The 12445-nt window shown below is 37.2% G+C and carries 8 protein-coding genes and 1 riboswitch; all 8 genes read left to right on the top strand.

Annotated features, from left to right (window positions below; all coding sequences use genetic code 11):
* The first annotated feature begins 72 nt into the window (after positions 1-72).
* Positions 73-2913 carry a family 78 glycoside hydrolase catalytic domain gene (locus QUG14_RS07905; RefSeq protein ID WP_289339968.1) on the top strand — a complete coding sequence of 947 codons (2841 nt, stop codon included), beginning with the start codon at positions 73-75 and terminating at the stop codon, positions 2911-2913.
* Between the two features lie 564 nt (positions 2914-3477).
* On the top strand, positions 3478-4695 hold the full coding sequence (locus tag QUG14_RS07900; protein WP_289339967.1) for an MFS transporter: 1218 nt from the start codon (positions 3478-3480) through the stop codon (positions 4693-4695).
* 208 nt (positions 4696-4903) lie between these two features.
* Positions 4904-5863 (top strand): aldolase catalytic domain-containing protein, encoded by a 960-nt coding sequence (locus tag QUG14_RS07895; RefSeq protein WP_289339966.1) that lies wholly within the window; start codon positions 4904-4906, stop codon positions 5861-5863.
* A 670-nt stretch (positions 5864-6533) separates the two neighbouring features.
* A riboswitch (cyclic di-AMP (ydaO/yuaA leader) is annotated at positions 6534-6666 on the top strand.
* Between the two features lie 125 nt (positions 6667-6791).
* Positions 6792-8279: an amino acid permease gene (locus tag QUG14_RS07890; protein ID WP_483310712.1), complete on the top strand. Its 1488-nt coding sequence runs from the start codon at positions 6792-6794 to the stop codon at positions 8277-8279.
* A 333-nt stretch (positions 8280-8612) separates the two neighbouring features.
* The gene (gene ypfJ / locus QUG14_RS07885) at positions 8613-9449 is read left to right on the top strand and encodes a KPN_02809 family neutral zinc metallopeptidase (protein ID WP_289339965.1); all 837 of its coding nucleotides are present in this window, start codon (positions 8613-8615) and stop codon (positions 9447-9449) included.
* A 204-nt stretch (positions 9450-9653) separates the two neighbouring features.
* The gene (locus QUG14_RS07880) at positions 9654-10553 is read left to right on the top strand and encodes a LysR family transcriptional regulator (protein WP_289339964.1); all 900 of its coding nucleotides are present in this window, start codon (positions 9654-9656) and stop codon (positions 10551-10553) included.
* Between the two features lie 188 nt (positions 10554-10741).
* On the top strand, positions 10742-11104 hold the full coding sequence (locus QUG14_RS07875) for a hypothetical protein (protein WP_289339963.1): 363 nt from the start codon (positions 10742-10744) through the stop codon (positions 11102-11104).
* A 161-nt stretch (positions 11105-11265) separates the two neighbouring features.
* Positions 11266-12321 carry an LLM class flavin-dependent oxidoreductase gene (locus tag QUG14_RS07870; protein ID WP_289339962.1) on the top strand — a complete coding sequence of 352 codons (1056 nt, stop codon included), beginning with the start codon at positions 11266-11268 and terminating at the stop codon, positions 12319-12321.
* Positions 12322-12445: the final 124 nt, after the last annotated feature.

Raw genomic sequence — 12445 nt, 5'->3', positions numbered from 1 at the left:
AATAAATAGAGTGAGACCCAGATTTGCAGTTCTTCTGTATGAATCGGGTCTTTTCCAATAGGAGGAGCAAAAATGGAATGGAAGTCAAAATGGATTTGGGATCAGAGCGGTGAATATCCTAGAAATCAATGGTCTTGTTTTCGAAGAAAAATTACCTTACCTTCCGCTTATGAAGTTGCAACATTATCGTTATCCGCAGACACGAAGTATACCGTTTATATTAATGGGGAACTTATCGGTTCGGGTCCTGTTCGCGGCTGGACAAACGAATGGTATTATGACCAGTACGAATTAAGCGGTTTAAAAGAAGGTGAAAATGTCATTGCAGTATTGGTAAACCATTATGGGATTGGAACCATGCATTATATAGAAGGACGCGGTGGATTAATCGCCCAAATTGACTTCTATCAAAATAATCAGGTCATTAATCAGATCCTAACGGATGAAAACTGGAAGACTGCCAATCATGATGGCTTTATTAAAGAAACCGTGAAAATGTCTAATTGTTTATCATGGGCTGAAATTTATAATGCAGAGTTTTTTGATTGTAAGTGGGAACAGCTTAATTTTGATGATTCATCTTGGTCTAATGTTGAAATAATTGGTGCTTATGGGATGGCCCCGTGGAACACCCTCGTCCCTAGAGATATACCACATTTAACCAATGAACCAATCTATCCAAAAAGTGTATTGGCACGCAAAGAAGTAAAACCGATTTCACAGCACTTTTCTATTGATTTAAAACCATCCTTTTTTCCGGGTCAATTCGATAATAACTCCGGAAAAAGGATACAAGGTTATGTAGTGACTGAAATATATGTAAAAAGTGATGTTGAGGGAATTATGACCCTGATATTTGATGCTCATGCAGAAGCCAAATGGGAGTTTAAACTGAACGGGGTTGAATATAAAACCAAAAATGGAAAATATGAAACTGTTACTCTAAGAAAGGGTGCAAACTTATTACTAATAGATGTAGGAGGGTCTTTTCACGAACCGACCATGCATTTAGCTTTTGATTTTCCTGATAAAGCAGAGTTCAAGGCTCCTTTTTCGTCAAGTGATGCTAGATTTTCGGTAATAGGACCTTTTTATACCGAAACCATACTGCAAATAGGGAAACACTTTCAAAATTTGCTCCCAGAAAAAGAGGAATATTTACAAGTAAAGACAGTGTCATCGCTTAGTGAATTAGCATTAGTTAAAAAATGGATTATGGATATTCCAAATAACCAGGTTTGTTCTGATAATGTAAGCCTTCTTTCCATATTTAAAAAAGACATTAAAACACATTCTCTCAACTTACAGCATCAAAATATGATAGTAGCGAATCATAGTTTTACAACTATTCAACCCATGGAGCATGGGGATAGTGAATACCTAATCGATTTTGGTAAGGAATATCTTGGATATATAGAATTTGAAATAGAAGCTGTAAAAGGAACGATCTTTGATTTTTTCTTATTTGAGAGTATCCATCAGGATGGAAGAATTGAACATACGTTTTCATTGAATAATTCATTGCGTTATATTTCTAGAGACGGCAGGCAAAGTTATCGGTCTTATGTCCCTAGGGGTTTCCGGTATATGCTGCTTACGATTCGAAATCTTAAAAGTCCTTGTAAGATCTTTACGATTAAAGTCGATGTAACGACATTCCCAACTGGAAATGCAGGGTCCTTTAACAGTTCTGATTATCAATTAAATCAAATATGGGAAATATCAAAGCATACCATTCGTATGTGTGCTCAGGATACCATTATTGACTGCCCAGCCTATGAACAGGCTCTATGGACGGGTGATTCGTATAACATTTCTCTGATGAATTACTATGCTTTTGGAAACTATGATCTAATTAGGCGATGTTTAAGGTTAATTTCTCGATCAGTTTATCGTTCTCCGCTGCCAGAATCCCATGTACCAAGCGGGTGGCAGAATGTATTAACGGCATGGTCGATTTTATGGATGATGGCATGCAGAGAATATTATCGCTATTCCGGCGACTTAGAATTTATTAAAGAAGTTTATCCTGAACTCAAACTGACACTTCAACGTTTTCAAGAATTTTTGAATGAGGATGGATTAGTAGAAATCTATGCCTGGAACATGTTAGATTGGGCCCCAATGGATACGGAACATAAGATTGTAACCCATCAAAATGCTCTCCTTGTCGAAGCAACAAGACAAACCGCTTATCTAGCCTCAACCATCGGAGAACATGAAGATGCAGCCAACTTTATAACGCTAGCCAATAACCTAAAAAAGGCAATAAACGAACACTTATGGGATGAAGAGGGAAAAGTCTTTATCGATAGTATTCATGAGGATGGAGAAAAATCTAAAACTCGCAGTATCCAAACAAATTTAATTGTTTATCTATCAAATTGCTCAGAAGGGCAACGCAGGCAAATCATAGAGGAATATTTAACAAATCCGCCAAAGGATTTTGTCCAAATAAAAAGTCCTTTTGTTTTATTTTTCTATTACCAGGCTTTAATGAGTTTAGGTAAAAACGAGATGATCCTAGATAATATCCGGGAAATCTATGGTTTTATGCTCGAACATGACGCCACAACATGTTGGGAAGGCTGGGAATTAATTGAAGGTGACTTTAGCCGCAGTCATTGCCACGCTTGGTCTGCAGCCCCAACCTATGTTTTTGGTGTATTGTTTTTAGGCGTGAAACCATTAGAACCAGGATTTACGAAAGTAGAAATTTCACCTAATTTAAATGGATTAAAGTGGATAAAGGGATCTGTGCCGATTCCACAAGGTAAGATTGATATCTACTGTAAAGATTTAGGAGAGTATATTGACCTGCAAATAACACTGCCAGCTGAAGTAGAAGCCGAAATTATTACTACTAAAAGATCCAGAGTTCAGGTGAATGGTAAACAGTACTTAAAGGTATGATAGGTTTGAAGGGGTGTAAATCAAGAGTAGACACCCCTTTTTTCATACAATATTTCTATTCTTCTTTGAACTAGAGGTGGTTACATGATGAAAAGTCAGTAGAAATTTTTGAGAGAATCTTTAATCCTGACTTTGATAAAACAGAAATAGAGAGAGGGCCAGAATTTGTCGTAGATACGACAAAAGCGGGTTACGTATGGCTGCCTTTTCGGTTTGATGGAAAAATGGCGTATCTCGATTGGAAGGATGAATGGCGTAGTGAAGATTATGAATAAATACTATGAACTTATTAAACCGCACAGTGATTACCACTTGTGCGGTTTTTTGAAAAGGGAATTAATATTTTATTTTTTTAATATATTGTCACCTGATTATTATCATGATACTATAAGTTAAAATTAAATCCCTTTAATCTGGTCCAGAGAGGCCAAAAAGGCGAAAGTAAACTTCATACATATATTTATTATGTCTATGAATGCCCTTTTGTCCTTTGGATGGAAGGGCATTTTATTTTCGCTATCTTTTAATCTAAGTCCTGTGAGGCTTGAAAGGAGAATGAATGAATTGGATTATCGTAAAAAAACAGTAGTCGCTTCAGTTGCAGGTTTAACATTAGAGGGCATGGATATCATGTTTATATCCTTTGCGATGTCGATGATTATTTCGGAGTTTCATATCGATATGGCGGCTGGTGGTCTTATATCTTCCATTACTAATTTAGGAATGCTTGCTGGGGGAGTTATTTTTGGTATTTTAGCGGATAAATTCGGGAGAGTAAGAATTTTCACCTATACGATTCTACTATTTGCTATCGGTACGGCGTTAACTGGGCTGGCACAAAATATTGAACAAGTATATTTATATAGGTTTATTGCAGGCTTAGGAGCAGGCGGAGAATACGGAATTGGTATGGCACTTGTCGCTGAGGCATGGCCAAAAAATAAACAAGGGCGCGCTTCTTCATACGTTAGTGTCGGTGCTCAATACGGTGTTATCCTTGCAGCTCTTCTTAGCGCGATGATTCTTCCTTCTTGGGGATGGAGAGGATTGTTCTTCGTCGGATTGGTCCCAGTTATATTCGCCTTTATCGTACGTAAGAAACTAGACGAATCACCTGTATGGCTAGCTTCACAAAAGAAAAAACAACCGGTTCAGAGGCAAGGAAAACTAAAGCAATTGTTTGCTACTCCTAGAATTACTGTAACAACAATTGCTTTAGCAACAATGGCAACAGTTCAAATTGCAGGTTACAATGGTTTGATGATTTGGCTGCCATCTATGCTCCAACAATCCCAAGGGTTATCTGTTTCAAGTTCGGCGCTTTGGACGATTAGTACCGCAGCGGGAATGATTGCAGGTATGTTAACATTTGGACAATTTATGGATCGTTTTGGAATGAAACGCTCATATGGAATCTTCTTATCTGCTTCCGCCGTTGCTGTCTTCCTATATTCCTTTGCTTCAGGCAGCACAGGTCTTCTAATTGGCGGTGCGATTGTAGGATTCTTTTCTAATGGAATGTTTGCAGGTTATGGAGCATTAATTAGCAAGTATTATTCAGTAGAAATTCGCAGTACAGCGACTAACACGATTTTTAACTTTGGTAGGGCCTTAGGAGGGTTATCTCCTATATTAGTAGGATATATCCTGCAAAACGCAAATGTAACGGTAGCAATGGGATATCTTGCAGCACTATATTGTATCTCGTTTATAGCGATGATAAGTCTGAGAAAAGGACAAGTCAAACAAGATCAAACCAATATATTAACTAAAGTAGTGTAATGTTATTAAAAAGCCATTTCTCTTAAACATTAATGCAAGAGGGAATGGCTTTTTCTATTAAGAAATAGTATACTTTAAAAAAACAATTTTTAGAAAATAGATTGACTCTTTCGAATGAAAAGTGATATAAACACAGTAAGAATCATTTTAGCGCTTTAAAGCATACGAGAGACAATGATAAAAATAAATATACAGGAGGATTTACTTCATGGATCATCGTAGCAAAATAATAGACTGCACCATCAGAGATGGAGGCTTAGTTAACAATTGGGATTTCAGCGTTGAATTTGTTCAAGACTTGTACAATGGCTTAAGCGCGGCGGGTGTTGAATACATGGAGATTGGCTACAAAAATTCCCCTAAGCTTCTAAAAGCAACTGAGCCCAATCCATGGAGATTTCTTGATGATAACTTCCTGAAGGAAATTTTCCCTGTGAAAAAACATACAAAGTTTTCAGCTCTTGTTGATATTGGCCGTGTAGATCCCAATGACATTCTACCACGCGAGCAAAGTGTTTTAGATATGATTCGAGTGGCGTGCTATATCCGCGAAGTAGATAAAGGGTTAGAACTTGTACAAATGTTTCATGATTTGGGCTATGAGACTTCACTTAACATTATGGCTCTATCAAGTGTACCGGAACAACAACTTACGAAAGCGTTTGAAATGGTAAAGGAAAGTCCAGTAGATGTTGTCTATATCGTTGATTCCTTTGGAAGCCTGGATCCTAAAGATATTGAGCATCAAGTGAAAAAGTTCCAAGCGTTAATTCCTGACAAACAACTTGGAATCCACACACATAACAACATGCAGCTAGCATTTGCCAATACATTAACTGCGTTGCAAAATGGGGTTACATTTTTGGACTCATCTGTATATGGCATGGGTCGTGCTGCCGGTAATTGTAACACAGAACTTCTTGTTAGCTACATACAAAAACCAAGTTATGAACTAAAGCCAGTGCTTGAAGTGATTGAAAAGCACATGTTAGAAATGCGCCAAAAGTGGGAATGGGGTTATATCATTCCTTATATGATTTCTGGTGTACTGAATGAACATCCACGTGTCGCTATGGCATACCGTGATAGTGCGGATCGGGATAAATACGTTGATTTTTATGACAAGGTAACATCACCTGAATCATCGATTGCTTCTGCAACAAAATAGGTTGACCTACTAAAAGTATCTCTATTGATTAGAGATACTTTTTTTCTTTCCATAGAGATTGTTCAACAACTTAACTGAGGAGATTAAACGTTATGTTGTGCAAAATATTTTGGCATAGAGCAAAAAAAATTTGCAGTAATTCCTTGTAAAAGAATAGTTAAATGTATATTTCTTAGGGGAATCAGGTTGGCACACTTATTGCAATAAAGAATAATAAGGTATAAAACGAATTAATAGTGCTAATGGTGCTAAGAAGCAAATTAAATGAAAAGTAATCGAAGGAAAGGAGACTATTTGAAAACCTGAAGAAACTGGTTTGATCTATCTGAAATATTCAGAAGGTTCAGTCTTGCCTTTAAAAAACGATAAGTGAGGGATGTTTTATGTGGATCATAACGGTGCACTCAGAAAAGAATATTCAAATGTTTGAGTTTGATAATCAAGAGGAAGCAAGGGCCACTTACACGAGTATTAAAGGGTGTAAAATTCTCAGTGAAGTAATATACTATAATGATTTTGATATAGTTAAATCAAGATTATAGAACAATTTTGCCAAGTATTTAAGTGAGAATGTGTTAAGTGGGAACTTTGGGCTATTTTTATATTTTTGTAAAAAAGTATTTTACTTTTTTTAAAATAGTAACTATTATAATAATAAAAATAGTTTCAAATTTCTAAATCGCTGAAACCGTTTAGGTACGGGGGAACCATTTCAATCCAAGGGGTGAATCCTTTTTTAAGGTAGGGCTACTCAAGAGGCCCGAATCCGACAGCTAACCTCGTAAGCGTTTATGAGAAGGAAGGTGGAACTTGTGACACGATATAAGAAGTGTCTACAAGTCTATTTACGATGACTTGTAGACACTTCTTTTGTTCTTATCTGTAATATGTAACCGTTTTCTATTAAAATATGAAAGGACTGAAGTAAATGTTACCAGAACGTGAACTTGAAAAATTCCAGCAATCTGTAGAACGACAAAATGAACAGACATTAAAACGGGAATTAAAATCCCGTCATTTAACAATGATTTCAATCGGAGGTGCGATTGGTACTGGACTGTTCCTTAGCAGCGGGGCAGCTATCAGTACTGCCGGGCCAGGTGGAGCACTGCTTGCATATGCTATAGTGGGCGCAATGGTCTTTTTTATCATGACTAGTTTAGGGGAAATGGCTGCTTTTATGCCCGTAAGCGGTTCGTTTAGTACATATGGAACAAAATTTGTGGATCCTGCATTTGGTTTTGCGATTGGATGGACCTACTGGTTTAGCTGGGCGATGACCATTGCTGCTGAATTAGCCGCCTCAACCATGATCATGAAATTTTGGTTTCCGGATAGTCCTTCTTGGGTATGGAGTGCAACATTTTTGGCGCTAATATTTCTATTAAACTATTTATCGGTTAAAGGTTATGGGGAAGGGGAATATTGGCTCTCCTTAATAAAAGTATCAGCGATTGTACTATTTATTATTGTTGGCTTACTGATGATTTTCGGCATTATGGGAGGAGAAGCAGTAGGGTTTAAAAACTTTACAGTAGATAAAGCTCCTTTTTCAGGAGGTATATTAAGTGTTTTTATTGTTTTTATTGCAGCAGGTTTTTCATTCCAAGGTACGGAAATCGTGGGGGTTACGGCAGGTGAAAGTGAGAATCCTGCAAAAAATGTACCAAAGGCAATTAAAAATGTTTTCTGGAGAATCCTAATTTTTTACATCTTGGCGATTGGTGTAATTGGCCTTCTTATTCCTTATAACAATCCGAATTTACAAAATGATAGTGTGATGGTAAGTCCATTTACCCTCATTTTTGAAAAGGCTGGGATTGCCTTTGCTGCTTCACTCATGAATGCTGTTATTTTAACTGCTTTATTATCAGCTGGTAATTCTAGTTTGTATGCTTCAACACGTATGTTGTATTCGATGGCGAAGTCGGGACAAGCACCGCGGATTTTTGGAAAACTTAACAACCGTGGAGTTCCAGTTGCAGGTATTATTCTAACCTGTGCCATTGGTGCTCTTGCCTTTTTGGCTTCCTTTTTCGGTGATGGTATGGTCTATATTTGGTTAATGAACGCGATCAGTATAACTGGATTTATCTTTTGGCTGGGTATTTCCATCAGTCATTATCGGTTCCGAAAAGCCCTTGTCTCTCAAGGGCATTCATTGGACAAATTACCCTATAAAGCAAAATGGTTTCCTATCGGGCCAATCTTCGCGATTGCTTGTGGAATTATCGTCATAGTAGCTCAAAATTTCCAAGCCTTTCTTGGCGACCAGATTGATTGGGGCGGTGTTGTAGCAGCATACTTAGGCATTCCGTTTTTCCTTAGTTTATATTTTGGATATAAACTGATTAAGAAAACGAAAGTGGTTAAACTTGAAGAAGTTGAGTTTGACTTTGACAAAAAATATAATTAATAGCTGGTCACTCACGTAGGTTATGAGTGCTCGAAATCTTGTTGGATTTAGAAAAGTTGTTACTCATGAAGGCTATGAGTGCTCGAAATCTTGTTGAATTTAGAAAAGTGGTCACTCATGAAGGCTATGAGTGACCGGAATCTTGTTAGAAATAAAAAAGTGTCATTCGAGAAGGCTATGAGTGCCCTTATAAGGTTTGAATGAATGAAATAAAGTGTTCAGGGATAATTTCCTGAACACTTTTTTATGTCGATGAACAAGATTAAAGGATTGATAAATACCAGAAAAGAAGTAAACACTATCACATCAGCATAATCTTAGGGAGGAAAAATAATGCGATGGAAAGGTAGACGGCAAAGTTCAAACGTTGAAGATCGCAGAAGTATGGGCATGGGTGGAAAAACGGTGATTGGAGGAGGGATAGGAAGTATTGTGGTCATTCTACTCTTTGCACTGCTTGGAGGTAACCCAGGAGATCTAATGAACAATACCCCTACGTCGAATGGTTCGAATCAAAACACTCCAATGAATGTATCTACAAAAGAGGAGGAACTAGCGGATTTTGTTTCTGTAGTTCTTGCTGATACAGAAGATGTTTGGTCAACTGAATTCGAGAAACGAGGAATGGTATATGAAAATCCAAAGCTCGTTTTGTTTAGGGATAGTGTTCAGTCGGCTTGTGGAGCAGCCAATTCAGCTGTGGGACCCTTCTATTGTCCGGGTGACCATAAACTTTATATTGATTTAGGTTTCTATCAGGAACTAAAGCAAAGATTCCAGGCACCTGGTGATTTTGCGATGGCTTACGTTATCGCCCATGAGGTAGGGCATCACGTCCAGACCCTTTTACATAGCGAAGACGAAGGTTCACCAGCCGAGAAACGGACCAATGAGTATTCAGTTCGATTTGAATTGCAGGCAGATTACTTAGCAGGTGTTTGGGCCCACTACGCGGAAGGAAAGGGTTACCTAGAAAAAGGAGACCTTGAAGAGGCACTTAATGCGGCAAATGCGGTCGGAGATGATAACATCCAGAAAAAAGCACAAGGCTATGTTGTACCTGAAAGCTTTACACATGGCACCTCTGAACAGAGGGAACGATGGTTTAATAAAGGATTCAAAAACGGTACCTTAGAGGGTGGGGATACCTTCCAGGCGGCAGATCTTTAACGAAATAAACTTAGATTTTTAGCTCTGAAGAACTAAATTTCTAAATCGGTTCAATCCATACTTTACTTATTGGATTAATTGGAGTAAAATTTAGAAAATTCATAAATAAAAGGAATTTGCCGATTGGTCGACCAAAGGCTCCTATACGCAATATGCGTAAAGGGGTCTTTTTTATTGAATAAAACTAGAAAGGGGTTCGGGAAAATGAACATTGATCATCTTGAAGCATTTATGTATGTAGTACATTTGGAAAGTGTTCATAAAGCAGCTGACGCTCTATATTTATCACAGCCAACCGTTACTGCGAGAATAAAAACGTTAGAACGAGATCTTGGGATTGAATTATTTTTGCGTAACGGAAGAAGTTTGACAATATCTGATGAAGGAAAAGCATTTATCCCATATGCCGAGCAAATTATTCGTACCTATGATCAGGGGAAGAAACTATTGAAGAAGGATGATAATCCTGAAGAAATTGTCATTGGAGCTAATATTATTACTTCACAATACTTTATTCCTTTTGCTCTTCCTTTCTTGAAGAAAGCAAATCCCCAATTACGATATAAATTTTATTCAGCGACAAACGATGTGTTGCTCGATAAGCTTCTTCACAAGCAAGTGGATATCGCCTTTATGAAGGATGTTACTCATCGTGGAATACAAAAACATGCGCTTCTATATAATTCTGTCCGATTGGTCGTTTATCCTGGACATTCCTTTCAAATACAACAAAATTTATCTGTTCAGCAACTAGCCAGCGAACCCATGGTGTTTTTTGAATGCGGCGCTTTTGACTGGAATCGGATTCATAAGTTATTTGAAATGGAAAATGTAAGTCCTCGTATAGAATTTTTAGTCGACCATCTTGAAGTCGCAAAATCTATTATTCTAAGTAGAAATGGCATAGGATTTTTACCATACCTATGCATTAAGGAAGAGCTTGAAAGTGGCATGCTGATTGATGTAGATGTTTCTCATATTCTTCAAATAAACCAGCAAATATTTGCGGCTCATTTAAGTAATGGTTTAGTGTACCCCGAGCTATGGAATGATATTCTTCTTGCCGTTAAAGAATTTGAGAAGGAAAAAGATCCTGTCTTTTGATAAAATTTTCTAATGTAAAGATTACATTTTTCTATCAGCAATCGTATTGCTATTACAATCTTCTCGGTATAGGATTAAACACAATAAAATAACAAGCAATGATTCCTTAGTGTAAGAGGGAAAAGCACAGCCTTAATCCCTACTATTCAAGTGTGTATTATTGGATATAAAGAGAGAGGATGATAAGAATGATAAGGCAAAATAGTAATGATGTGAGGCTATTTGTAGAAACAAAAAAGGAAGATTTCTTCGGAACAAGTAAATATCTAAATTTGCCAGATTTACAGTTTTATAATTGGTGCAATCAACAGTATCGGGTAAACAGAGGTGTTTATAATACGATTGACCAATGGTTTTACGAGTATGGAATTATCAATGTTCATTCCCGTAGAATTCAGATTTTGGCGTTTTTGGATTTTGTCAAAGAAGAGATGTTAGAAGAACAACCTAAATATGTCCGATTTGGTCATGGAGGTCTTTCAAAGAGGCTAAATGAATTTACGAATGATAATGGGCTAAGAAATGTAATACCTCTAAAGAAATCAAGATAAATTTGAAACCCAGGGTATTGATAGAATTTTTTTATTAGAAACCAATATTTTACTATCAAGGAAAGTATTGTCAGATTAATGTTTTCAGTGGTAGGATGAGAATCATTATAAAATGCATTTTTCATATCAAATAAGTCGGATTAAAATGGAGGAGAAAAAACATGAGCTTTAAGTTAAGTATTTTAGATCAAAGTCCCATTTTTCCAGGGAGCACTGCTTATAATGCATTACAGAATACAGTTCTATTGGCCCAAAAAGCAGAAGAATGGGGCTACTCACGTTTTTGGGTATCAGAGCATCACCATACAGATCAATTGGCAGGTTCCTCACCTGAGGTGTTAATTTCATATATATTAGCGCAAACGAATAAGATTCAAGTAGGTTCAGGTGGAGTAATGCTTCAGCATTATAGCCCTTACAAGGTGGCTGAAAACTTCAATGTCTTATCCAATCTTGCACCGGGAAGAGTTGATCTTGGGATTGGTAAGGCACCTGGTGGTCTTCCATTATCAACAAAGGCGCTGCAGTATGGAACTGTTAATAATGGAAAGGACTTTTCTGAACGGCTCACTTTTTTAAATGAATTAATTGAGAATTCCGTTGATGAAAAACACCATCTTACAGGTATTCAAGCAACACCGATTCCTCAGAAAAAACCTGAAATTTTTTTACTCGGTGCAAGTGTTAAGAGTGCTCAGCTAGCGACTAATCTAGGGATCTCATTTGTATTTGCAAAATTTATTAATAGCGATGATGAAGTACTAGAACAAGCGGCAAAGGTGTACCACGAAGGATATCCAAATGGAAGATTCATCATCTCATTGGCGGTTATTGCTGCTCCAACTCAATCAGAAGCAGAACAACTGGCAGGAGACCGAAAAATCGTTAAAGTCCATTTACAGAGCGGACGATCGGTGACATTACAATCTGTTGAGCAAGCGGAAGTGTTTGGTAAGCAGGCCGGCGAACCATTTGAAATCACAGAACAAAAAGCAGACATTGTTGCCGGGACCCCTTTTTATGTAAACGAAATATTAAATAAACTTCATCGGACGTATCAGGTGGATGAATTTATTATACATACACCGATAGAAAAAGAAGAAGAAAGATTTCAATCATTTCAATTGATGAGCCCTCGTAACACGAATCGAAATTTGGGATTAGAGAGTAAAGAAGATTATCCTTATATTGCAAGTAAGATCTTTTTAAAACAGTGAACAAAGTTTACTAAAGGGTATATATACATTTAATTCCGAGTTTTCAGGTGTGGATAATGAGAATTTAAGGTGCAAACTAGGATGTATGTGTTCCATTCTTAAAAATGTCTGTGAAAAATTGATA

It is taken from the genome of Neobacillus sp. CF12 (assembly GCF_030348765.1).
In the GTDB taxonomy this organism is placed as follows: domain Bacteria; phylum Bacillota; class Bacilli; order Bacillales; family Cytobacillaceae; genus Neobacillus.
Note: the sequence above shows the minus strand (reverse complement) of the source record. Positions and strands in the feature narration are given on the sequence as shown.

Excerpts from the sequence above, each read along its gene's own strand:
- QUG14_RS07905 (WP_289339968.1), top strand. The coding sequence starts at position 73 with ATGGAATGGAAGTCAAAATGGATTTGGGATCAGAGCGGTGAATATCCT.
- QUG14_RS07895 (WP_289339966.1), top strand. The coding sequence starts at position 4,904 with ATGGATCATCGTAGCAAAATAATAGACTGCACCATCAGAGATGGAGGC.
- QUG14_RS07890 (WP_483310712.1), top strand. The coding sequence starts at position 6,792 with ATGTTACCAGAACGTGAACTTGAAAAATTCCAGCAATCTGTAGAACGA.
- ypfJ (WP_289339965.1), top strand. The coding sequence starts at position 8,613 with ATGCGATGGAAAGGTAGACGGCAAAGTTCAAACGTTGAAGATCGCAGA.
- QUG14_RS07880 (WP_289339964.1), top strand. The coding sequence starts at position 9,654 with ATGAACATTGATCATCTTGAAGCATTTATGTATGTAGTACATTTGGAA.
- QUG14_RS07875 (WP_289339963.1), top strand. The coding sequence starts at position 10,742 with ATGATAAGGCAAAATAGTAATGATGTGAGGCTATTTGTAGAAACAAAA.
- QUG14_RS07870 (WP_289339962.1), top strand. The coding sequence starts at position 11,266 with ATGAGCTTTAAGTTAAGTATTTTAGATCAAAGTCCCATTTTTCCAGGG.